This is a genomic window from Streptomyces sp. NPDC051020 (assembly GCF_040683105.1).
Taxonomy (GTDB): Bacteria; Actinomycetota; Actinomycetes; order Streptomycetales; family Streptomycetaceae; genus Streptomyces.
On sequence record NZ_JBFBCG010000039.1, the window covers coordinates 1 to 23,453 of the forward strand.

The following is a 23,453-nucleotide window of genomic DNA, read 5'->3' on the forward strand; positions in this document are numbered from 1 at the left end:
TATCGGGGCGAGCCTCCGCCTTGCGATCGCACGCACCAGACACCGCCCGGCCCGCCCTACGGGCGGACAACGCTACTTTCGAAACACGCCCTAGAACCCCCGCGGCAGCCACGGCTCCACCGCCGAGGAGAACGCCAGCGAGGCCTCGTCGACCGCTCCCGCCCGCAACTCCCGTACCCGGCCCGACCGCGCCAGCGAGACCACCGATGTGCCGCCCAGGTACGCCGCCCCCAACTCCCGCACCGAAAGTGCCAGATCCGCGGGGTCGTCCGTCCGCTTGCACGACGCTCCCCCCTTCGCGTCGGCCGTCAGCCGCCAACGCCCCTCGTTCCAGGGGCAGAACGCGTCGGTCACCTCGAACACCACGTCCACCGGTGCCCGGTACGCCCGCGCCTCCAGCGCCGTGCCCAGTTCCACCAGCCGTACGTACAGCGAGTCGCGCACCTTGATGTTGCACCGCCGCACGTCCGAGACGAGATGCAGGAGAGCATCGTCGACCGGCCGGTTCCGTGCCTCGACCGTCGACGTCAGGTCGATCTCGAAGAGGAACCGCCAGAGCGCGGCGTACGCCGCAGGGTCGAGGGCCGACACATCGTCCGCCACGATCCGGCCCTTGGGGCCCGAAAGTTCCCAGTCCGGCTTGTTGCGGAAGGTCGCGTACCCGACCACCCCACCGTCCCGTTCCGCCAGCACGCACTGCAGCGGCGACGCCCCCTGCCGCGCACTCTCCGGGTCGAGCACCGCCTTCCGCTCCCAGCCGGGACCGTGCGCCGTTGCGCCCGGCCGCCCTGCCACCAGCTGCTCGTACACGCCCTCGATCGTGGTGAGCGCCTCGTCCGGCTTCGCGTACCGCAGGCGGATCCCGTCCGTGCCGTCCGGCACCGTCAGCCCTACCCGGTCGGTGTCGATCTCCAGCGACATCTGCTTCGTGGCCGCTCCGTACCCGAACCGGCCGTAGATCGCGGGCTCCGAAGCCGTCAGCACGGCGAGCGGTTCACCCAGGGCCCGCACGTCGTCGAGCTGGCGCCGCATCATCGAGGTCAGCAGTCCGCGCCTGCGGTGCGTGGCCGCGACGCTCACCATCGTCACCCCTGCCGCAGGCACCAGCGCCCCGCCCGGTACGGCCAGCCGGAAGCTGAACGCACCCGCCGTACCGACCACGTCCGAGCCGTCCCAGATACCGATCGACCGCTCGTGCTCGGTCAGCGCGTCCCAGAGTTCGCGTTCCTCCGGGGACTCGGCGACTCCGCCGAAGGCGAGTTCCAGACTCTTGAACCACTCGTTCCATTCGGACGGACGCAGCACCCGCAACTCAGTAGTCATATGCCATGCCTACCAGGGGTACGACAGACGGGCGACCCGTTTTCGAACGCATTGTCACAGGGGTCCCCCTGCACCGGAGGCGCTCGGGTGGATAAGGTCCGAGCAATGGCCCGTCGCGCAAGAGCAGACTCGTACCCGGCCCGATTGCGGAAATCGGCGCACCGGGCACGCATCGCGCTGCGCAAATCCGGGGTCGACTACTTCCGTGGCGACGGCTCCGACTGGATCGCTCTGGCCGGACTGCTGCTCACCGTCCCGGCGATCACCTGCGGGACGCTGCTGAACGCGGTGTGGTGCGCCCCGGCCGCGCTCGTGCTGCCGATCGTCGCGGGCGGTCTGCTGCTGCGGCCGGCCAGTCTGCTGGGTCTGTACGCGACCGCTGCCGCGGCCCTGATCGTGGAGTCCATCGCGCTCGGCCCGTACGGACAGGGGGCGGCCCGGGTCACCCCGGGCACCGTCCTGGTTGTCGCCGCCTGCGGCTTCTTCGGCCTGATCCTCGCCCAGTTCCGGGCCAGGGTCGGAGTCCCCTGGCGACGCGGCGGCACCATGCTCTTCGACCTGCGCGAACGCATCCGGGTGCAGAGCTCCCTGCCACGTCTGCCGCAGGGCTGGCACCGGGAGATGGCGCTGCGCCCCGCGGGCGGCCAGTCGTTCTCCGGCGACTTCGTCGTCGCGGCCCGCACCAACGGCGGCCGCACCCTGGAGGTCGTCCTCACCGATGTGTCCGGCAAGGGCATGGACGCGGGCTCCCGCGCCCTGCTGCTGTCCGGTGCCTTCGGCGGTCTCCTCGGTTCACTGCCGCCGCACGGCTTCCTGCCCGCGGCCAACGGCTATCTGCTCCGCCAGGACTGGGACGAGGGTTTCGCCACGTCGATCCACTTGGTGCTGGACCTCGAATCGGGTGACTACGAGCTCCTCTCCGCAGGCCACCCGCCCGCCGTGCAGCTGCACGCGGGAAGCGGCCACTGGGAGGAGATGGCCGCGGAGGGCCCGCTGCTCGGGGTGTACGACGGGGCGCAGTTCGACGCGGTGAAGGGCTCGCTGGCCCCCGGTGACGTCCTGATGCTGTTCACGGACGGCCTGGTGGAGACGTCCGACCGGGACATCGCGGAGGGCATCGACCGTCTGACCGGCGAGGCGGACCGCTACGTCGTCACCGGCTTCGAGGGCGCGGCCTGGCATCTGATCGAGGCGTGTGCGAAGAATGTCAACGACGACCGGGCGCTGCTGCTCCTGTCCCGCCGCCACTGAACCGTTTGCCACCGCCCCGAACCGGGCTTCCGTCAAGGGAAGCCGGCCCGCCACCCGAACGTGGGGCACGGCCGCTCTCCGGGTGCGGGACGCGGCGGCCCGCCACCCGGACAGCGGCTGACCCGCTCAGGATCCCGGCAGGACCCGGGCCGGCCGGGGGGACCACCCGGCGGCCAGTGGTGCGAGGACGGCAAGGACCAGCGTCACCGCAGCGGCGGCGTCGGCCAGGGCCCCGGTGGGGTTTGCCCTACCCCCGAACTTCCAGCAGCCGCCATGGTTCCGGCCACCCGTGATCCGTAGGTTCAAAGGCACGAGCGACACCCGCTCGCGAAGGGCTACGGAAGGCGGACACCATGGGACTGCGACGCACCAGGCAGGGCGCGCAGGACGGGCAGCACACGGCGCACACCGACGAGGGGCACGGCTCCTCGGACATGGCCGTCGAACTGCGCGGTGTCCGGCGGCAGTACGGGCGCGGCGCATCCGCCGTCCACGCCCTGCGCGGCATCGACCTCGCCCTGCCGCGCGCCACGTTCACCGCCGTGATGGGCCCCTCCGGCTCCGGCAAGTCGACCTTCCTGCAGTGCGCGGCCGGGCTCGACCGCCCCACCGAGGGTTCCGTACGCCTCGGCGGCACCGAGATCACCGGCATGAGCGAGAACAAACTCACCGAGCTGCGCCGTACCCGCCTCGGCTTCGTCTTCCAGGCGTTCAACCTGCTCCCGTCACTGACCGTCGAGCAGAACGTCGTCCTGCCGATGAGGCTCGCCGGCCGGCGCACCGGCTCCGCCCACAGCCGCCATGAAGCCGCCGAGATGCTCGGCCGGGTCGGGCTCGGCGACAAGGGAAACCGCCGCCCCGGCCAGCTCTCCGGCGGTCAGCAGCAGCGCGTCGCCATCGCCCGCGCCCTGGTCACCCGCCCCGACGTGGTCTTCGCCGACGAACCGACCGGCGCGCTGGACACCACGACCGCGGCCGAGATCCTCGCCCTGCTGCGACACGCGGTGGACAGCCTTGGCGCGACCGTCGTGATGGTCACCCACGACCCCGCGGCCGCCGCCTACGCCGACCGTGTGCTGTTCCTCGCCGACGGTTCGATCGCGGACAGCCTGCCGCGTACCCGCGCCGAGCAGATCGCCGCCCGGATGACCGCGCTGACGGCCCCCGCCCACGTGGGAGCAGCAGCCTGATGTTCGCTCCGCACCTCCCGAACGGTCTCGCCCGCGCGGCCGTCCGCTTCAAGCCCTCCTCGTTCGTGGGGACCTTCGTCGCGCTCCTGATGTCAGCGGCGATCGTCTCCGCCTGCGGCATCCTCCTGGAGACCGGAGTCCGTGCGTCGGTACCTGCCGAGCGCTATGCGAAGGCGCCGGTGCTCGTCGCCGCGGACCAGCAGGCGCATCTGAGGACCGGTAGCGGCGAGGACGCATCCGACGGGACGACCCCGCTCCCGGACACCCCACGGCTGCCCGAAGCCTTGGTACGGAAGGCCGCCGCGGCTCCGGGCGCGGCAACCGCGATCGGGGACGTCACCTTCCGCGTACGCCTGGACCGCACGCCCCTGACCGCACACGGCTGGGGATCCGCCGTCCTCACCGGGACGCGGCTGCTCACCGGCGACGCACCGGAAGCCGGCGACGTCGTCGTTCCCGCCGACGCCAAGGGCCGCGTCGGAGACCGCATCGCCCTGGACACCCCGGCAGGCGTACGGGACTTCCGCATCTCGGGCACGACCGACGCCGCGGCAGGCACCGCCTGGTTCACCGATCAGCAGGCCGTCGCCCTCTCCGGACACCCCGGCCGCGTCGACGCCATCGCCGTACTCGCCGCCCCCGGCACCCCCACCGCCACCCTCGCCGACCAGGTCACCCGGGCCGTCGGCCGCACCGCAGCCGCCCAGGTGCACACCGGCGACGACCGCGGCGCCGCAGAGGGCATCGGGCTGGCCGGAGCCAAGGAGCTCCTCACCGGAATCGGCGGCTCCTTCGGCGGGGTCGCAACCATGGTCGCCGTGTTCACCGCAGCGGGTACCGTCGCCCTCTCCGTCGGCCAGCGCAGCCGCGAATTCGCCCTGCTGCGCGCCATCGGCGCCACCCCGCGCCAACTGCGCCGCACCATCGCCACCGAGTCGCTGCTGGTCGCCCCGCTTGCCGGAGCCCTCGGCTGCCTGCCCGGAATCGCCCTGGCCCACTGGTGGTTCGGCCAACTCCGGGCGAAGGGCGCCGTCCCGGACGCCGTCGGCCTGCACATCTCCTGGCTGCCGCTCACCGTCGCCACGGCCACCACCATGGCTACCGCGCTGTGCGCCGGATACGCCGCCGCCCGCCGCCCCTCGAAGACCAAGCCGGGCCTCGCCCTCGCCCAGTCCGCCGTGGAACGCGCCCCGTTCGGCTGGATCCGTACACCGCTCGGCATCGCCGCCCTCGTCGGCGGTGCGGTCTTCGCGGGCGTCGCCGCCTCCGAGACCGGCGAGGACGCCGCCAACGCCGCACTCGGCGTCGTCATGCTCTTCATGCTCGCGGTCGGACTGCTCGGCCCGCTGCTCGCCCGCCTCTGCGCCGCCGTCCTCGGTGTCCCGCTGCGTGCCGCAGGGGCGTCCGGTTCGCTGGCCGCCGCCAACTCCCTGACGAACTCCCGTCGGCTGGCCTCCGCGATCACCCCGATCGTGCTCGCCATGGCCTTCGCCTCGACCCTCGTCTTCATGCAGACCAGCGAGGACCGCGTGATCGCACACCAACAGCGCGACGGCATCACCGCCGACCACATCGTCTCCGCCCCGACGGGGCTCGCCTCCGACGCGACCGCCCGCGCCGCCGCCACGCCCGGCGTCTCCACGGCCGTCGGGCTGCTCCGCGCCTCCGTCCTGGTCCCCGTGGGCAGCGGCGACAACCGGTATCTGCAGAGCGCGTCCGCCCAGGGCGTCATCGGATCGGGGCACGACCTCACCAAGGTCCAGGACCTCGACGTCCGTACGGGATCGCTCACCCGGCTGCGGCCCGGCACCGTCGCCATCGACACCACACTCGCCGCATCGGCGCATGTCGCCGCAGGCGACCGGCTCGCGCTGCGGCTGCCGGACGGCACGAGAGCATCCCCGCGGATCGTCGCCGTCTACGGCCGCGGCCTCGGCGTCTCGCTCGTCACCCTGCCCGCAGCCGACCTGCGGACCCATGTCACCTCGCCGTACGCCTCGGATGTCTTCGTACGGTCCGCCCCGGCCGCCGCGCGCAAGCTCACCGCGCTCGGCACCGTCACCGACGCGTCCGGCTACGCCGTCGCGCGGAGCCAGGACCGTGAGCTCAACGCCTGGGCCAACACCACCATGGCCGCGGTTCTCGGCGGCTTCGCCGCCGTCGCCGCCGTCAACACGCTGGTCATGACCGTCCTCGACCGCCGCCGCGAACTCGGCATGCTCCGCCTCGTCGGTTCCACCCACCGCCAGGTCATGGACATGATCCGCTGGGAGGCGCTGCTCGTCACGGTGGCCGGAATCGCGATCGGTACGGGCATCGCGCTGGCCACGCTCAATCCGATGATGAAGGGCCTGACCGGCGAAGCCCCGTACATTCCACCGGCGCTGTACGGGTCGTTCGTCGCCGCGACCGTCGGCCTCGGCCTCGCCGCCGTCACGCTACCGGCCCGTGCCGTCCTGCGCCGGACAGCCGCACGTCCGTAGAGTCGGCCCATGCCCGCATCCCGCAGCAATCCGACCCTGGCCGAAGTCGAGGCGATCGCCCGTGCGGCCCACGCGGATCAGAAGGACAAGGCCGGACGCCCGTACGCCGAACACCTCGCCGCCGTCGCGGAGGGCGTACGGGCGAGGGGCGGCACCGACGAACAGATCGCGGCGGCCTGGCTGCACGACGCCGTCGAGGACGAGGTGCTGTCCGAGGAGTGGCTGGCCCGCGCGGCCCTGCCGCAACAGGTCAAGGACATGGTCCTCGCCGTCACCAAACGGGACGGCGAGGACCTCGCCTCATACACGCGGCGCATCCTCGCCACTCCGGGCGCCCCGCTGATCAAGGAGTCCGACCTTGCGCACAACGCCGATCCGGACCGCCTCGCGGCACTGGACCCGGCGACGTGTACCCGGCTGACCGCGAAATATGCGCAGGTACGCGCACTGCTCGGGCTCACTGCCGTCGAACCGGCCGCCGACCGGCCGGATCCGGCCAACACCACGGGTAACTGAGCCCCCATGTGCCGGTCGGTCTGAATCCACTCAGAGCCTGGCGGCGTCCCGCCGGAAGGCCCAGTCCATGTCCGGTTCGGTGGCGAAGCGCAGCACCCGCCGTACGGGTGGCGTACACATCAGCGTCACCGCGGCGGCCGCGGCCAGGGAGACGAGGACCAGGCCGCCCGGCTCGGAGAGCCACGCGTACCGGTCGAACACCCCGGCATAGCCGACGCCCTTGATCAGGAACCCGTGCAGCAGATAGCCGCAGATCGTTCCGGCGCCCAGCCCCGTGAACCACATGCGGCGGCGCGGCACCCAGGCCAGGAACCCGGCGGTGAGCAGCAGTGCACAGCCGAACATCGCCAGCGTCATCACCGCACCCGACCACCACGGAGCGCCCATCTCCTGAGCGCTGTTGCTGCGGTAGAACCAGCCCAACTGCATCCGCGGCGCCGCCCAGTACGCGAACACGAAGGCCCCGGCGAACAACGGCAGCGCCAGTAGTCGCACCTCGCGTCGGCGCACCAACTGGAAGTGTTCGGGCTTCAGTTGGAGACCGAGCACGAAGAACGGCAGGAACTGCAGGACCCGCTGGAGATCGAGGTCATTGCCGATCGTGGGGGAGAACGAGGCGAGTACGGCGATGACGAGCGCGACGGGCAGCGGATGGCGCAGCGCCTGCCACAGGGGCGTGGTGATCCGCCAGATGAACAGCGCGCACAGGAACCAGGTGAGATACCAGGGGTCGAGCAGGCTGATCGGATGGTCCGGCGAGTCGTCCGCGTACCGCTTGAAGAGCGAGTACGCCGTCTCGAACACCACATAAGGCACGGCGACGCCGGTGACCAGGCGCTTTACCTTCTTGGCGCTCAGGTCGAACGAGCGGGAGAAATAACCGGAGACGATGATGAAGGCCGGCATGTGAAAGGTGTACGCAACCATGTACAGCGCACGGGTGGTCCGGCTCCCGTCCATCACGGGTTCCCATGCGTGCGCCACGGCGACCAGCACGATCGCCAGGTATTTGACGTTGTCGAAGTAGGCGTCGCGCCGCTTCGCGGGCTCGGCCGCAGGAGGCTTGTTCGCCACCGGTGCGGGGGCTGTCGCGGTGGTGGTCCTGCCTCCTTCCGGTCTGGGCTCCGACTCCCGGGTCGCCGGGGAGATCGGGTCCCTCTGAAATACGTTCGGAGCGTGGAACATCTCAAGCACCTTAGGCGTCTCGAATGCAATTCGTAAAACGGCCATCGGATATCGCGCGTTCCCGCCCATTCGAAAGTGAAACCATCGAAGAATGCCCACTATGACCTGATTGATCCGCCTTAAATGGGGCATACCGTCAGGCGGTTGGAGGGAGTGAATTTCATCGCATCAAGGTCGATGAAATCCATGTGAATGATGTGTGTGGATATGGAAACCACCACAGTGGTGCGCCATTTGACCCCGGCCCCGAACGGCCCCTGCGCCGCCCCGGGGCGGTTCCGGTGGGGCGCAGGCGGACGTGCCGGAAGGGTGGTGCGCCCCTCGCGCACGCGGGGCGTGAGGATGGCGAGATCCGGACAGTGTGATGCGTCACCTGGCAGCAATCACGGGGGAGTTGATGGCACGATGGACGCAACGGAGGAGTGCCGGGATGCGCGCCTCCGGGCCGGCAAGGCGGACCGACCAAGGGTGTGATCAGTCGTGGCCATTTCATTGTCTGTGGTGCTGATGTTGGCGATCATCCTGGTGGTCCTGATCCGCAGCGGCTCCATCAAGGCCGGACCCGCGATCGTCGCGGTGCTCTTCGGCTTCTTCCTGGCATCGACCGGCATGGCGCCGTCGATCGACAGGTTCATGAACTCGATAGCGGAGACGATCGGCAACATCTCCTTCTGACGCACCGTCGGCCGGCCCCGTGGGGTGAGTCGCCGTGGGTCGCCGAACGCATCAGGGCCAGGTCGAAGGATCTCCTTCGGCCTGGCCCTGAGTGGCATGGAGCGGGCGACGGGAATCGAACCCGCGTAGCTAGTTTGGAAGACTAGGGCTCTACCATTGAGCTACGCCCGCAAGCATCGCACCGCAGGTCACGAGGACCGCGGCACGAAGAGCATCGTAGCGGGTCGCGGGCGGTCTGTGCACACATGGTGGTGGCACGGGGTGCCGCGTTCCGCGTCGCCCCCGAAAAGCGGTCTGCGCACCGCCTGTCGGCATGTACCCTACGTGTCGCACCGACGGGGTGTGGCGCAGCTTGGTAGCGCGTCCGCTTTGGGAGCGGAAGGTCGTCGGTTCGAATCCGGCCACCCCGACCACCAGCAAGATCGCATTGTGGGAGTCATCCCCCGTGCCGTTACTATGCAAAATGCGTGCCCGTGTGTCTGATGTACCGGGCTCGATCCGCGGAGCCGCTGTCCGGTGGCCGAGCAGAACCCCAAGAAGTCAGCCACCAAGGAGACCGAACCGTGAAGAGCGCCGTGGAGACCCTGAACCCGACTCGGGTTCGGCTCAGCATCGAGGTGCCCTTCGAGGAGCTCAAGGACAGCCTCGACGCGGCGTACAAGAAGATCAACCAGCAGGTCACGGTGAAGGGCTTCCGCAAGGGCAAGATCCCCAACCGGGTCATCGACCAGCGGTTCGGCCGTGGTGCTGTGCTGGAGGAGGCCGTCAACGACGCCCTCCCGAAGTTCTACACCGAGGCTGTCAACGAGGGTGAGCTCAACGTCCTGGGCCAGCCCGAGGTCGACATCACCGAGCTGAAGGACGGCGAGCTGCTGGCCTTCACCGCCGAGGTCGACGTGCGCCCCGTGATCGAGATCCCGGACTACTCCGGCATCGAGGTCACCGTGGACGCCCTCGAGGTCACCGACGAAGAGGTCGAGAAGGCCGTGGAGCAGCTCCGCGAGCGCTTCGCCTCCACCAACCCGGTCGAGCGCGCCGCCGCCGAGGGCGACGTCGTCACGATCGACCTGCAGGCCAAGGTCGACGGCGAGGTCCTGGAGGACGGCGTGGCCGAGGGTGTCTCGTACACCATCGGTTCCGGCGAGCTCCTCGACGGCATCGACGCTGCTGTCACGGGCCTGGAGGCGGGTGGCGAGGCCACCTTCACCTCCGAGCTGAAGGGCGGCTCGGCCGAGGGCAAGGAGGCCGAGGTCACCGTCAAGGTCACCGCGGTCGCCGCCCGTGAGCTCCCGGAGCTGGACGACGAGTTCGCCCAGATGGCGAGCGAGTTCGACACGCTCGACGAGCTCAAGGCGGACAGCCGTACGCGCCTGGAGAACACCAAGCAGTACGACCAGGCGACCCAGGCCCAGGAGCGCGTCCTCGAGGAGCTGCTGAAGCTCGCCGAGGTCCCGATCCCCGAGAAGCTGCTCGCGGACGAGATCCAGACCCGCAAGCACAACCTGGAGCACCACCAGCTCGGCCAGATGGGTCTGACCCTGGAGAAGTACCTGGAGATCCAGGGCAAGACGGTCGAGGAGTTCGACGCCGAGACCTCCGAGCAGGCCATCAAGGGCATCAAGACCCAGTTCATCCTTGACGAGCTCGTCAACAAGGAGAAGCTGAACGTCAACCAGGAGGAGCTCACCGAGCACCTCATGCGGCGCGCCGCTTCCTCCGGCATGAGCCCGGACCAGTTCGCCCAGGCCGTCGTCGAGGGCGGCCAGGTGCCGATGCTCGTCGGTGAGGTCGCCCGCGGCAAGGCGCTGGCTGTGGTCGTCGAGGCCGCCAAGGTCGTCGACACCAACGGTGAGGTCGTCGAGCTGGAGGACGAGGAGGAGCTCGAGGAGGCCATCGAGACGGTCGAGGCCGCCGAGGGCGCCACCGAGGCCGCTGCCGAGGAGAAGAACGAGGCCTGAGCCTCGCGCTGAACCCGTGCGACGGGCTCCGGACGCTACAGCGTCCGGAGCCCGTCGTCGTCTCGCGGCAGGCTCCCGCGCAGCCGGCCCCGAGCTCCCCGCCCGGTGCCGCGGAACCCTTGTGCGCACTGCCCAGCTTGCGCTCCCAGCGAACAGTTGCGGAAGCGGGATGGCGTTGTCCTACCTGCGCGTTAGGGTCCATGAATAGGAAGGGCAGGGGAGTCCCCGCCCGCCCGGTACGAAGACGCTGAGACGGCCGGAGCCGTCAGAGACGAGCAGGTGGATACGTGACGAATCTGATGCCTTACGCCGCCGGAGAGCCGTCCCTCGGTGGTGGCCTCGGCGACCAGGTCTACAGCCGACTGCTCGGCGAGCGCATCATCTTCCTCGGTCAGCAGGTCGACGATGAGATCGCCAACAAGATCACGGCGCAGCTGCTTCTCCTTGCCGCGGAACCCGACAAGGACATCTACCTCTACATCAACAGCCCCGGCGGCTCGGTGACAGCAGGCATGGCGGTCTACGACACCATGCAGTACATCCCGAACGACGTGGTCACCATCGGTATGGGCATGGCGGCCTCGATGGGCCAGTTCCTGCTGACCGGTGGCACTGCGGGCAAGCGCTTCGCGCTCCCGAACACCGACATCCTCATGCACCAGGGTTCGGCCGGCATCGGCGGTACCGCCTCGGACATCAAGATCCAGGCGCAGTACCTGCTCCGTACGAAGCAGCGGATGGCGGAGATCACCGCCCGTCACTCCGGCCAGACCGTGGAGACGATCATCCGCGACGGCGACCGCGACCGCTGGTACACGGCGGAGGAGGCCGTGGAGTACGGGCTGATCGACGAGATCATCTCCGCCGCATCGGGCGTTCCGGGCGGCGGCGGCACCGGGGCCTGAGCCCCTTGCCCGCCCAGCCCACAGCCCACAGCCCTCAGAACGCCACCAGGATGGTGAACACCGACATGAGCAACTACCCCGGCCTCCCCGGCGCCTCCGCCAGCGGCCTCTACACCGGCCCGCAGGTGGACAACCGCTACATCGTTCCGCGCTTCGTGGAGCGCACCTCGCAGGGTGTGCGGGAGTACGACCCGTACGCGAAGCTCTTCGAGGAGCGCGTGATCTTCCTCGGCGTGCAGATCGACGACGCGTCCGCCAACGACGTCATGGCGCAGCTGCTGTGCCTGGAGTCGATGGACCCGGACCGTGACATCTCGATCTACATCAACAGCCCCGGCGGCTCGTTCACCGCGCTCACCGCGATCTACGACACGATGCAGTTCGTGAAGCCGGACATCCAGACGGTCTGCATGGGCCAGGCGGCCTCCGCCGCCGCGGTCCTGCTCGCCGCCGGCACGCCCGGCAAGCGCATGGCGCTCCCCAACGCCCGTGTGCTGATCCACCAGCCGTCCTCGCAGACCGGCCGCGAGCAGCTCTCCGACCTGGAGATCGCCGCCAACGAGATTCTGCGGATGCGCACCCAGCTGGAGGAGATGCTGGCCAAGCACTCCACCACTCCGCTGGAGAAGATCCGCGACGACATCGAGCGCGACAAGATCCTGACCGCCGAGGACGCCCTCGCCTACGGTCTCGTCGACCAGATCGTGTCGACCCGCAAGAGCGCGGCCGGAGCGGCCGCCTGACGTCGGCCTTTGCCCCTTGGTGCGGTGGTTTCACACGGTCGCTGCTGTGTGAACCGCGCCAAGGGGGGCCCGAACGGGGGGCCAGGCAAGGTACCGTCGGATAGAGGCACCAGGAGCCGCTGAACCAAGCTGCTCCCAGGCGAAGGGGAAGCACCTCGTGGCACGCATCGGTGATGGCGGCGACCTGCTCAAGTGCTCGTTCTGCGGAAAGAGCCAGAAGCAGGTGAAGAAGCTCATCGCGGGACCCGGTGTGTACATCTGCGACGAGTGCATCGATCTCTGCAATGAGATCATCGAGGAGGAGCTCGCGGAGACCTCCGAGGTGCGGTGGGAGGAACTCCCCAAGCCGCGCGAGATCTACGAGTTCCTCGAGGGGTACGTCGTCGGTCAGGAACCCGCGAAGAAGGCCCTCTCGGTCGCTGTGTACAACCACTACAAGCGGGTCCAGGCGGGCGAGAACGGCGGCGCGCAGGGCCGGGACGACGGCATCGAGCTGGCCAAGTCCAACATCCTGCTGCTGGGCCCCACGGGCTCCGGCAAGACGCTCCTCGCGCAGACGCTGGCCCGTATGCTCAACGTCCCGTTCGCCATCGCCGACGCGACGGCGCTGACGGAGGCCGGCTATGTCGGCGAGGACGTCGAGAACATCCTGCTGAAGCTGATCCAGGCCGCGGACTACGACGTCAAGAAGGCCGAGACCGGGATCATCTACATCGACGAGATCGACAAGGTCGCCCGCAAGAGCGAGAACCCGTCGATCACCCGCGATGTCTCCGGCGAGGGCGTCCAGCAGGCGCTGCTGAAGATCCTGGAGGGCACCACCGCCTCCGTACCGCCGCAGGGCGGCCGGAAGCACCCGCACCAGGAGTTCATCCAGATCGACACGACGAACGTGCTGTTCATCGTGGGCGGTGCCTTCGCCGGTCTGGAGCGGATCATCGAATCGCGGGCGGGCGCCAAGGGCATCGGCTTCGGCGCGACGATCCGTTCCAAGCGCGAGATCGAGGCGAGCGACCAGTTCCAGGAGGTCATGCCGGAGGACCTGGTGAAGTTCGGGATGATCCCCGAGTTCATCGGCCGTCTCCCCGTGCTGACTTCGGTCCACAACCTGGACCGCGAGGCGCTGCTGCAGATCCTCGTCGAGCCGCGCAATGCGCTGGTGAAGCAGTATCAGCGCCTGTTCGAGCTCGACGGTGTGGAGCTGGACTTCGACCGCCCGGCGCTGGAGGCCATCGCCGACCAGGCGATCCTGCGCGGCACCGGCGCGCGCGGTCTGCGCGCCATCATGGAAGAGGTACTCCAGTCCGTGATGTACGAGGTGCCGTCCCGCAAGGACGTGGCCCGCGTCGTCATCACGGCGGACGTGGTCCGCAACAACGTCAACCCGACGCTGGTCCCGCGCGAGCCGCGGACGATCGGCCAGGGCGACGACGGGCGGCACGAGAAGTCCGCGTAGCGGTTGCGGTAGCACGACGTACGCGAAGGGGCGCCCGGCCAGTGACTGGCCGGGCGCCCCTTCCGCTGTACCGAGTGCTCAGATCTTGGTGCGGGACGTGTTGTAGAGCTTGGCGGCCAGGGCGGCCAGGTCGTCCTGCGACATGCCCTTGCCGGCCATGGAGAGTGCCACGTCGACACCGCTCACCGCGCCGACCGTGCTGTAGTCGGCCCACACGCAGGTGGGAATGGTGAATTCCTTGGGGCCGCCTTTAGCGGTTCCGTCGCCCTTGCTGTTGGTCACCTTGATGTCCTGGCACTTCATCAGTGCGCCTTTGAATCCGGCCGGAGTCACGGCCTTGGGACTACCGATGAGGGAGTAGTCCATGCCCGTGTTGCTCTTCTTCATGTCGTTCTCGGTGTTCGTGAACGAATTGTCGATGACCTTCGCGGGATCGGTGACATCGCCCCAAAGGCCCTGGAGCGTGAGGCCTTTGACGCTGAGCTCATTGTCCTTGGAGCCCGCGCTGTACTGGGCCACCGTCTGCTGGGGATTCTTGATCCCCATCGCTTCGGCCTTCGTCTTGTGCTCACCGGTCAACGGCGTCGAAGGACTCGATCCTTTCGACTCCTTCTTGTACTCGCCGACAGAAGCGGCCGGCGTCAGCTTGTAGCCCTTGGTGCTGTCCGCGACGTCGCTGTTGCTGGCACCGCCCGACGTCAGGAAGTACACCCCGCCCGCGATGACCGCCAGCGCCACGACGACGCCGCCGATGATCAGGCCGGTCTTCTTCTTCGGAGGGGCCGGGGGCATCGGCATCTGGCCGCCGTACGGAGCCTGGCCGTACGGTGCCTGGGGCTGCTGGCCGTACGGGCCCGGCTGCTGGGTCTGCGGGTAGCCGTAGCCCGGCTGGGGCTGCTGAGGAACACCCTGGGGGGCCTGCTGCGGGTACCCGTAACCCGGCTGGCCGCCCTGCGGCGGCTGGCCGCCGTACGGGCCCGGCTGCTGGCCGTACGGACCGGGCTGCTGGCCGTACGGTCCGGGCTGACCCTGCGGAGGCTGACCACCGTACGGGCCGGGCTGGCCTTGCGGAGGCTGGCCACCGTACGGTCCGGGCTGGCCCTGCGGCGGCTGGCCGCCGTACGGGCCCGGCTGGTTGTAGCTCATCTGCGGTGTCCCCTGTTCGTCATGCTTATGCGTTCCGAACATCCTGACGGAAGGTCCACCCGGATGGAGCAACGGGAGTCACACCGTTACTCGACAAACCAGTTTCAGTACACGACCGTGGCGGCCCTAAACTGTCCCCCGTGACCGAGAACACTCAGCAGACGCCAGCCAGCAACCCCGAACTGCCGACCCAGTACGCACCGGCCGAGGTAGAGGGGAAGCTGTATGAGCGCTGGGTAGAACGTGGTTACTTCGAAGCCGACGAGCACAGCGAGAAGCCGCCGTACTCCATCGTCATCCCGCCGCCGAACGTCACGGGCAGCCTGCACCTGGGGCACGCCTTCGAGCACACGCTGATCGACGCCCTTGTCCGGCGCAAGCGCATGCAGGGCTTCGAGGCGCTGTACCAGCCCGGCATGGACCACGCCGGCATCGCCACCCAGAACGTCGTCGAGCGCGAGCTCGGCAAGGAGGGCAAGTCCCGCCACGACCTGGGCCGGGAGGCCTTCGTCGAGCGCGTCTGGCAGTGGAAGAACGAGTCCGGCGGCCAGATCTCCGGACAGATGCGCCGCCTCGGCGAGGGCGTCGCCTGGTCCCGTGAGCGCTTCACCATGGACGAGGGCCTCTCCACCGCCGTCCAGACCGTCTTCAAGAAGATGTACGACGACGGGCTGATCTACCGCGCCGAACGCATCATCAACTGGTGCCCCCGGTGTCTGACCGCGATCTCCGACATCGAGGTCGAGTACCAGGACGACGACGGCGAGCTCGTCTCCATGAAGTACGGCGACGGTGACGCGACCATCGTCGTCGCCACCACCCGCGCCGAGACGATGCTCGGTGACACCGCCGTCGCCGTCCACCCCGACGACGAGCGCTACAAGCACCTCGTCGGCACGCGCATCAAGCTGCCGCTCACCGACCGTACGATCCCCGTCGTCGCCGACCACCACGTCGACCCGGAGTTCGGCACGGGCGCCGTCAAGGTGACGCCCGCGCACGACCCGAACGACTTCGAGATCGGCAAGCGCCACGACCTGCCGTTCCTCACGGTCATGGACGAGCGCGCCGTCATCACGGTCCCCGGCCCCTTCGAGGGCCTGGACCGCCTGGAGGCCAGGTCCGCCATCGTCGGCGCGCTGCGTGCCGAGGGCCGGATCGTCACCGAGAAGCGCCCGTACCTCCACTCGGTCGGCCACTGCTCGCGCTGCAAGACCACCATCGAGCCGCGGCTGTCCCTTCAGTGGTGGGTCAAGGTCGCCCCGCTCGCCAAGGCGGCCGGTGACGCCGTCCGCGACGGCAAGGTCAAGATCCACCCGCAGGAGATGGAGAAGCGGTACTTCGACTGGGTCGACAACCTCCACGACTGGACGATCTCGCGCCAGCTCTGGTGGGGTCACCGCATCCCCGTCTGGTACGGCCCGAACGGCGAGGTCGTCTGCGTCGGACCGGACGACGAGGCCCCCACGGGCGAGGGCTGGACGCAGGACAGCGATGTCCTGGACACCTGGTTCTCCTCCGGCCTCTGGCCGTTCTCCACGCTCGGCTGGCCGGAGCAGACCGACAGCCTCGCGAAGTTCTACCCGAACTCCGTCCTCGTCACCGGCTACGACATCCTCTTCTTCTGGGTCGCCCGGATGATGATGTTCGGCCTGTACGTCAACGACGGTGTCCCGCCCTTCGAGACCGTCGTTCTGCACGGCATGGTCCGTGACGAGTTCGGCAAGAAGATGTCGAAGTCGTTCGGCAACGTCGTCAACCCGCTGGACTGGATGGACAAGTACGGCTCGGACGCCCTGCGGTTCACCCTGGCGCGTGGTGCCAACCCGGGCGTCGACGTCCCGATCGGCGAGGACTGGGTCCAGGGCTCCCGCAACTTCGCCAACAAGATCTGGAACGCCACGCGCTTCGCGCTGATGAACGGCGCCACGATCGAGGGCGAGCTGCCCGACCCGTCGCAGATGTCCGCGACGGACCGCTGGATCCTGTCGAAGCTCAACAAGACCGTCGCCGAAGTCGACGCGTTCTACGACGACTTCCAGTTCTCCAAGCTCAGCGAGGCGCTCTTCCACTTCGCGTGGGACGAGGTCTTCGACTGGTACGTCGAGCTGTCGAAGACCACGTTCTTCGCGGGCGGCGAGCAGGCGAAGCTCTCCGGCCGGGTCCTCGGCGAGGTCCTCGACGTGATGCTGCGGCTCCTGCACCCGGTCGTCCCGTTCGTCACCGAGACGCTCTGGACCACGCTGACCGGCCGCGAGTCCGTCGTCATCGCCGACTGGCCGAAGGACTCCGGCTTCCGCGACGCGGCCGCCGAGCAGGAGATCGAGCTCGTCCAGCAGGTCGTCACCGAGGTCCGCCGGTTCCGCTCCGACCAGGGTCTCCAGCCCGGCCAGAAGGTCCCGGCCGAGCTCACCCTGACCGGCACGGCGCTCGCCCCGCACGAGGCGGCCATCCGCCAGCTGCTGCGCCTGCAGCCCGCCGGTGACGGCTTCCACGCCACCGCGTCGCTGCCGGTCGCGGGCGCCACCGTCGCCCTCGACCTGTCCGGCACCATCGACGTGGAGGCCGAGCGCAAGCGCCTGACGAAGGACCTGGGCGCCGCCGAGAAGGAGAAGGCCCAGGCCAACGCCAAGCTCGGCAACGAGGCGTTCCTGGCCAAGGCGCCGGACAACGTGGTCGACAAGATCCGTACCCGGCTCGCCAAGGCCGACGCGGACATCGCGCGGATCACCGCTCAGCTGGCGAACCTGCCGCAGAGCTGATGACCTGAGCGTGAAGCCCCCGTGTCCCTGACCGACCAGGGACACGGGGGCTTCGTCGTACCCGTGGCGGCGCCCGCGCCGCGGCCGGGTCCGCGGCAGCGGCTCGTACGGCGTGTCCGGTGCAGGGCAGCCGTCCGCCCGGACGCCGGGGCGCGCACCGCTCGGGCGCCGCAGTCAGGCTCAGAGGGCAGGGACGACCATGTGCCCCCGGGGCGCGTCGTGCCGTCAGCGGCCCGGGCGGGCGATTCGTGACCGTGGCCGGGCCCCGCGCCGGATGTGCGTCCCGATCCGTAGACTGGGACCCGTGAGTGAGCCCCGCCCTTCAGACCGGCACGACGCGTCCGAGTCCGACGACACCTTCGCGGAGATCGTCGACGAAGCGACCCAACGCGACCCCGACCTGGCGGTGATCGAGGCCGGCAGCCGCACCCTGCGCACGGTCTCGGGACCGGTCCCGGGTGACGAGGTCCCCGCCCGACCCGCCGACCCGGAGGTGGACAAGGCGCTGCGCGCGGTGGAGCAGGAGCTCGCCGGCCGCTGGGGCGAGACGAAGCTCGAACCGTCCGTGTCGCGGATCGCCGCGCTGATGGACGTGCTCGGCGAGCCGCAGCACGCGTACCCGTCGATCCACATCACCGGCACCAACGGCAAGACCAGCACCGCCCGCATGATCGAGGCCCTGCTCGGCGCCTTCGAGCTGCGCACCGGCCGCTACACCTCGCCGCACGTCCAGTCGATCACCGAGCGGATCAGCCTGGACGGTGCGCCGATGGACCCGGAGCGGTTCATCGAGACGTACAACGACATCAAGCCGTATGTCGAGATGGTCGACGCCCAGCAGCCCTACCGGCTCTCCTTCTTCGAGGTGCTGACCGGCATGGCGTACGCGGCCTTCGCCGACGCGCCGGTCGACGTCGCGGTCGTCGAGGTCGGCATGGGCGGCAGCTGGGACGCGACGAATGTGATCGACTCCTCGGTCGCCGTCGTCACCCCCATCTCGCTGGACCACACCGACCGGCTCGGCGCCACACCCGCCGAGATCGCCGGTGAGAAGTCCGGAATCATCAAGCAGGACGCCACCGTCATCCTGGCCCAGCAGCCGGTCGACGCCGCGCAGGTCATGCTGAAGAAGGCCGTCGAAGTCGACGCCACGGTCGCTCGCGAGGGCATGGAGTTCGGCGTCGTCTCCCGCGAGATCGCGGTCGGCGGCCAACTTCTGACGCTGCGCGGCCTCGGGGGCGAGTACGAGGAGGTCTTCCTCCCGCTGTACGGCGCCCACCAGGCGCACAACGCGGCGGTGGCGCTCGCCGCGGTCGAGGCGTTCTTCGGTATCGGCGCCGAGCAGTCCGGCTCGCTCGACATCGACACGATCCGCCGGGCCTTCGCCTCGGTCCGCTCGCCGGGCCGCCTCGAAGTCGTCCGGAGCAGCCCGACCGTCGTCCTGGACGCGGCCCACAACCCGGCGGGCGCCCGCGCCACCGCCGACGGGCTGTCCGAGGCGTTCGGCTTCTCCCGGCTGATCGGCGTGGTCGGCGCCAGCGACGACAAGGACGTCCGGGGGCTCCTCGAAGCCTTCGAGCCGATCTTCGCCGAGGTCGTCGTCACCCAGAACTCCAGCGGCCGGGCGATGGACGCCGACGAACTGGCCGCCGTCGCGGTCGAGGTCTTCGGCGGCGACCGCGTCCAGGTCGAGCCGCGCCTCGACGACGCGCTGGAGGCGGCGATCACCCTCGCCGAGGAGGAGGACGAGTACGCGGGCGCCGGCGTCCTGGTGACCGGCTCCGTGATCACAGTCGGCGAGGCCCGGCTGCTTCTGGGAAGGCACTGACCCTGTGCGTACGCTCTGCGCGTCGACGCTGATCGGCGAATTCTTCGTGATCGGGTTCGCCGGACTCGTCGCCATGAAGTCCGACGACCTGTCGAACACCACCGTCTGGACGGTCTGCGGCGTCGGCATGCTGCTCTCCGTCCTGCTCTGCGGGATGATCACCCGGCCCGGCGGCACAGCCCTTGGCTGGGCGCTCCAGGTGGCACTGGTCGCCAGCGGGTTCGTCGTCCCGATGATGTTCATCCTGGGGCTGGTCTTCGGGGGACTGTGGTGGGCCTCGGTGCACTACGGTCGCAAGGTCGACGAGGCGAAGGCACGCTGGGCGGCCCAGGCGGCGACCGAAGCCTCGTCCGGCGGCTGAAACCTGAAGCCGGGCACGTCGGGCAAACCCGGCCGTCGGCCCGTCTTCGTGCCCCTGTAGCCTCACCTCACCGCACCTGCATGCCCTCAAGGAGCCGCACATGACTCAGCGCACCCTCGTCATTCTCAAGCCGGACGCTGTCAGGCGTGGGCTGATCGGCGAGATCGTCGGCCGGATCGAGCGCAAGGCCGGCTGGCAGGTCACCGCGCTGGAGCTGCGCACGCTCGACCGTGCGACCCTGGAGCAGCACTACGCCGAGCACGTAGGCCGCCCGTTCTACGAGCCGCTCGTCGAATTCATGCAGTCCGGCCCCGTCGTCGTCCTGGTCGCCGAGGGCGAGCGGGTCATCGAGGGCGTCCGTGCCCTGGCCGGCCCGACCGACCCGATCGCCGCCGCGCCCGGCTCCATCCGTGGCGACTTCGGCACGATCACCCGCGAGAACCTCATCCACGCCTCGGACTCCGAGGAGTCCGCAGAGCGTGAAATGAAGCTGTTCTTTCCGGGGCTTTCCTGACCTCGAATCAGCCAAACAGCGCTCATGACCCGGGGCGACCGAAGTAATTCGGTCGCCCTTCGGTATAGGGTCCCCGTTCGCGGGAACGCATCCCTCCGACGTAACGTCACCATGAGTGGAACGGCCACCCGTTCCGCCCACAATGGCGAAGGACCCTCGCGCGGTGTCCGTGAACACGGCACTACGATGGAATCATCCGCGCCCGCAGCGCTCACCTCGCCTACCAAAACAAGCCATAACCGCTTCTTGGGAAGGCCCGACGCATCCTCATGGGGAACAAGGGGAACTCAATGTCGTTCATCGGCCGTGACATGGCTATCGACCTAGGGACTGCCAACACGCTGGTGTACGTCAGGGGGCGCGGCATCGTTCTGAACGAGCCGTCCGTCGTGGCCATCAACACCAACACCGGCGGCATTCTGGCGGTCGGTTCCGAGGCCAAGAAGATGATCGGGCGTACGCCGGGCAACATCGTTGCCGTACGGCCCCTGAAGGACGGCGTGATCGCCGACTTCGAGATCACGGAGCGGATGCTCCGCTACTTCATCCTGAAGATCCACAAGCGCCGCTACCTGGCCCGCCCGCGGGTCGTCGTCTGCGTGCCCTCAGGCATCACCGGGGTCGAGCGACGCGCCGTCATCGAGGCGTCGACGCAGGCCGGGGCGCGGCAGGTGCACATCATCGAGGAGCCCATGGCCGCGGCCATCGGTTCCGGGCTGCCGGTCCACGAGGCCACCGGCAACATGGTGGTCGACATCGGTGGCGGCACCACCGAGGTCGCCGTGATCTCGCTCGGAGGAATCGTCACTGCCCAGTCGATCCGGGTCGCCGGTGACGAGCTGGACAACGCGATCATCCAGCACATCAAGAAGGAGTACTCGCTCCTCCTCGGTGAGCGCACCGCCGAACAGATCAAGATCACGATCGGCTCGGCGTACGACCTGGACAAGGACGAGCACACCGAGATCCGCGGCCGTGACCTGGTCTCCGGACTGCCCAAGACGGTCGTCGTCTCCGCCGCGGAGGTCCGCAAGGCCATCGAGGAACCGGTCAACGCGATCGTCGACGCGGTGAAGACCACGCTCGACAAGTGCCCGCCGGAGCTCTCCGGCGACGTCATGGACCGCGGCATCGTCCTCACGGGCGGCGGCGCGCTGCTGCGCGGACTGGACGAGCGGCTGCGCCGTGAGACCGGCATGCCGATCCACATCGCCGAGGACCCGCTGGACTCGGTGGCACTCGGATCCGGTAAGTGTGTCGAGGAGTTCGAGGCGCTCCAGCAGGTGCTGGACGCCCAGCCCCGCAGGTAGCACCGGGAACGACAACACAGCGGTCCGCCGTACGGGCGCTGCCGCCCCATACGGCGGATCGTTGATATACAGGCACGAACATTCCGACGAGGAAGGCACGGCCGCCGCACGTGAGGGACACACGAGAGAGCCGGCTGCTCCTGGTGCTGCTGATCGCCATCGCATTCGCACTGATTACGGTGGACATCCGCGGCGGCGAGGAGTCACCGGTGGACGGCGCCCGGCGGGCCGCCGCAACGGCCTTCGGGCCGGTCGAGAACGGCGTTGCGGCAGCCGTCGATCCGGTGGGCAACGCCATAGGGGCGATCCGCGACTCCGGTGAACGGCACAACCGGATCGCCGCCCTGGAACAGCAGAACACCGAGCTGAAGACGAAGCTCGGCAGCGACGACCGCAACCGCAACCGGGTGCGCGAACTCGACAAGATGCTGAAGGAGTCCGCCGCCGGGCAGTACGGCATCAAGGCCGCCCAGGTCATCGCCATAGGAGCCGCCCAGGGCTTCTCCTGGACCGTCACCATCGACGCGGGCTCCAACGACGGCCTCAAGCGAGACATGACCGTCATCAACGGCGACGGACTCGTCGGCCGCGTCACCACCGTCGGCCCGGACACCGCGACGGTGCTCCTCGCCAACGATCCCGACTTCACCGTCGGCACCCGGATGGAGAAGACCGACGAACTCGGCTTCGCCACCGGCCAGGGAGACCGCCCGCTCTCCGTTCAATTCCTCAACGGCAAGGCCCAGGTGAAGAAGGGCGACCGGCTGGTCACCTTCGGCTCCAGCAAGGACAAGCCGTTCGTGCCCGGAGTCCCGGTCGGCGAGGTGGTCCGCGTCGACCCGTCCGGCGGTGACCTCACCCGTACCGTCTATGTCCGCCCGTACGCCGGCTTCAGCCGACTCGACATCGTCGGCGTCGTCGTCCAGGCACCGCGCGAGGACCCGCGCGACATGGTCCTGCCGAAACAGCCCGCCAAACCGAAACCCACCCCCACCCCGACGGTCACCGTCACCATCTCGCCCAACGGTGACATCGTCGACACCAACGGAAAGGTCGTGGGGAACGTCAACGAGACCCCGAGCGGCAGTCCCAGTGGGAGTCCCAGCCCCACCGGAACCACCGGCAACGCGGTCAACGAGCAGAGGTAGAGCTGATCCCCATGCGCTTCAACCGGACTCTGCTCTCCACCGTGCTGGTCGTGATCGCCCTGGTCGTCCAGGTCTCCGTACTCGCACGCCTCCAACTCCCCGGCGCCGTCCCCGATCTGCTGCTCCTCGTCGTCGTCGGCCTCTCCCTGGTGTACGGACATGTGGCCGGCGCCCTGATCGGCTTCGGCGCGGGGCTCCTCACCGACCTGGCGCCGCCCGCCGACCACGCCGCCGGGCGCTACGCCATGGTCCTGTGCATCATCGGCTACGCCGCCGGACTCGCCCGGCCGGAGAACGGCCGGCTCAAGTCCGCGTTGGCCCCGATGACCGTGGTCGTGGCCGCCGCGATCGGATCCACGCTGCTGTACGCCCTCGTCGGCGCCCTCGTCGGGGACACCGCCGCCCGTCATGTCGGCCTCGGCGGCCTGGTGTTCACCGCCGCTGTCTACGACCTGCTTCTCGCGCCGTTCACCGTTCCACTGATCATGGCGCTCGCCAGACGCACCGAGAACGACCCGATCTCCGAGCCCTCCGGCGGAGACGTGGCCTCGGGCTGGCTCTCCTCCGGCACCGGACTCAGGATCGGCAGCCAGCGCGCCGGACTGCGGGTGAAGGTCGCCCGCAACCGGTCGGCACGGGCCGGACGGATCAAGGGAGCCAAGCGACTGTGAGGCTGTATCTCCCGGGGGGCACCCCCCG

The 23,453-nt window shown here is 69.1% G+C and carries 19 protein-coding genes and 2 tRNA genes; 17 read left to right on the forward strand and 4 right to left on the reverse strand.

Going from position 1 to position 23,453, the window contains the following annotated elements; all coding sequences use genetic code 11:
- Nucleotides 1-90 precede the first annotated feature (90 nt).
- Complete coding sequence (locus AB0N06_RS21585) at nt 91-1,323, reverse strand: GNAT family N-acetyltransferase (protein ID WP_366136302.1); 1,233 nt, start codon at nt 1,321-1,323, stop codon at nt 91-93.
- A gap of 105 nt (nt 1,324-1,428) precedes the next feature.
- On the opposite strand from AB0N06_RS21585, the gene AB0N06_RS21590 reads away from it, so the two are divergent.
- From AB0N06_RS21590 to AB0N06_RS21605, 4 genes are all read left to right on the forward strand, one after another.
- Nucleotides 1,429-2,574, forward strand: coding sequence for a PP2C family protein-serine/threonine phosphatase (locus AB0N06_RS21590; RefSeq protein ID WP_366136303.1), 1,146 nt, complete (start codon nt 1,429-1,431; stop codon nt 2,572-2,574).
- A gap of 353 nt (nt 2,575-2,927) precedes the next feature.
- Nucleotides 2,928-3,764: an ABC transporter ATP-binding protein gene (locus AB0N06_RS21595; protein ID WP_366136304.1), complete on the forward strand. Its 837-nt coding sequence runs from the start codon at nt 2,928-2,930 to the stop codon at nt 3,762-3,764.
- Nucleotides 3,764-6,247 carry an FtsX-like permease family protein gene (locus tag AB0N06_RS21600; RefSeq protein ID WP_366136305.1) on the forward strand — a complete coding sequence of 828 codons (2,484 nt, stop codon included), beginning with the start codon at nt 3,764-3,766 and terminating at the stop codon, nt 6,245-6,247. The genes AB0N06_RS21595 and AB0N06_RS21600 overlap by 1 nt, the downstream gene beginning before the upstream one ends.
- A 9-nt stretch (nt 6,248-6,256) precedes the next feature.
- On the forward strand, nt 6,257-6,763 hold the full coding sequence (locus AB0N06_RS21605) for an HD domain-containing protein (RefSeq protein ID WP_366136306.1): 507 nt from the start codon (nt 6,257-6,259) through the stop codon (nt 6,761-6,763).
- 30 nt (nt 6,764-6,793) lie between these two features.
- Here the strand turns inward: AB0N06_RS21605 and AB0N06_RS21610 are convergent, their stop codons facing one another.
- Entirely contained in the window at nt 6,794-7,948 is a 1,155-nt protein-coding gene (locus AB0N06_RS21610) for an acyltransferase family protein (protein WP_366136307.1), read from the reverse strand.
- 480 nt (nt 7,949-8,428) lie between these two features.
- Here AB0N06_RS21610 and AB0N06_RS21615 point away from each other — a divergent pair, with 480 nt between their 5' ends.
- Entirely contained in the window at nt 8,429-8,623 is a 195-nt protein-coding gene (locus AB0N06_RS21615) for a hypothetical protein (protein ID WP_366136309.1), read from the forward strand.
- A gap of 97 nt (nt 8,624-8,720) precedes the next feature.
- Here AB0N06_RS21615 and AB0N06_RS21620 read toward each other — a convergent pair.
- Nucleotides 8,721-8,794, reverse strand: a tRNA-Gly gene (locus AB0N06_RS21620).
- A 165-nt stretch (nt 8,795-8,959) separates the two neighbouring features.
- Here AB0N06_RS21620 and AB0N06_RS21625 point away from each other — a divergent pair.
- The 5 genes from AB0N06_RS21625 to clpX all read left to right on the forward strand — a co-directional run bounded on the left by AB0N06_RS21625 (nt 8,960) and on the right by clpX (nt 13,685).
- Nucleotides 8,960-9,036: transfer RNA gene (locus tag AB0N06_RS21625), tRNA-Pro, on the forward strand.
- A gap of 150 nt (nt 9,037-9,186) precedes the next feature.
- Nucleotides 9,187-10,581, forward strand: coding sequence for a trigger factor (gene tig / locus AB0N06_RS21630; protein WP_366136310.1), 1,395 nt, complete (start codon nt 9,187-9,189; stop codon nt 10,579-10,581).
- Nucleotides 10,582-10,880: 299 nt separating this feature from the next.
- Nucleotides 10,881-11,486, forward strand: coding sequence for an ATP-dependent Clp protease proteolytic subunit (locus AB0N06_RS21635; RefSeq protein ID WP_358859087.1), 606 nt, complete (start codon nt 10,881-10,883; stop codon nt 11,484-11,486).
- A 50-nt stretch (nt 11,487-11,536) separates the two neighbouring features.
- Nucleotides 11,537-12,229 (forward strand): ATP-dependent Clp protease proteolytic subunit, encoded by a 693-nt coding sequence (locus AB0N06_RS21640; protein ID WP_358859026.1) that lies wholly within the window; start codon nt 11,537-11,539, stop codon nt 12,227-12,229.
- Nucleotides 12,230-12,386: 157 nt separating this feature from the next.
- Nucleotides 12,387-13,685 (forward strand): ATP-dependent Clp protease ATP-binding subunit ClpX, encoded by a 1,299-nt coding sequence (gene clpX / locus AB0N06_RS21645; protein WP_366136311.1) that lies wholly within the window; start codon nt 12,387-12,389, stop codon nt 13,683-13,685.
- Nucleotides 13,686-13,763: 78 nt separating this feature from the next.
- On the opposite strand, the gene AB0N06_RS21650 is transcribed toward clpX, so the two are convergent.
- Nucleotides 13,764-14,831, reverse strand: coding sequence for a hypothetical protein (locus tag AB0N06_RS21650; RefSeq protein WP_366136312.1), 1,068 nt, complete (start codon nt 14,829-14,831; stop codon nt 13,764-13,766).
- Nucleotides 14,832-14,971: 140 nt separating this feature from the next.
- Between AB0N06_RS21650 and AB0N06_RS21655 the strand changes: the two genes are divergently transcribed.
- The 7 genes from AB0N06_RS21655 to mreD all read left to right on the forward strand — a co-directional run bounded on the left by AB0N06_RS21655 (nt 14,972) and on the right by mreD (nt 23,425).
- On the forward strand, nt 14,972-17,593 hold the full coding sequence (locus tag AB0N06_RS21655) for a valine--tRNA ligase (protein ID WP_366136313.1): 2,622 nt from the start codon (nt 14,972-14,974) through the stop codon (nt 17,591-17,593).
- 304 nt (nt 17,594-17,897) lie between these two features.
- Complete coding sequence (locus AB0N06_RS21660; protein WP_366136314.1) at nt 17,898-19,421, forward strand: folylpolyglutamate synthase/dihydrofolate synthase family protein; 1,524 nt, start codon at nt 17,898-17,900, stop codon at nt 19,419-19,421.
- A 4-nt stretch (nt 19,422-19,425) separates the two neighbouring features.
- Complete coding sequence (locus tag AB0N06_RS21665; RefSeq protein WP_366136315.1) at nt 19,426-19,782, forward strand: DUF4233 domain-containing protein; 357 nt, start codon at nt 19,426-19,428, stop codon at nt 19,780-19,782.
- A gap of 100 nt (nt 19,783-19,882) precedes the next feature.
- Nucleotides 19,883-20,296, forward strand: coding sequence for a nucleoside-diphosphate kinase (gene ndk / locus AB0N06_RS21670; RefSeq protein WP_366136316.1), 414 nt, complete (start codon nt 19,883-19,885; stop codon nt 20,294-20,296).
- 290 nt (nt 20,297-20,586) lie between these two features.
- Complete coding sequence (locus AB0N06_RS21675) at nt 20,587-21,606, forward strand: rod shape-determining protein (protein ID WP_266361529.1); 1,020 nt, start codon at nt 20,587-20,589, stop codon at nt 21,604-21,606.
- A gap of 110 nt (nt 21,607-21,716) precedes the next feature.
- Nucleotides 21,717-22,754 (forward strand): rod shape-determining protein MreC, encoded by a 1,038-nt coding sequence (gene mreC / locus AB0N06_RS21680; protein ID WP_366136317.1) that lies wholly within the window; start codon nt 21,717-21,719, stop codon nt 22,752-22,754.
- An 11-nt stretch (nt 22,755-22,765) separates the two neighbouring features.
- Nucleotides 22,766-23,425: a rod shape-determining protein MreD gene (gene mreD, locus AB0N06_RS21685; RefSeq protein ID WP_366136318.1), complete on the forward strand. Its 660-nt coding sequence runs from the start codon at nt 22,766-22,768 to the stop codon at nt 23,423-23,425.
- The last annotated feature ends 28 nt before the right edge of the window (nt 23,426-23,453 follow it).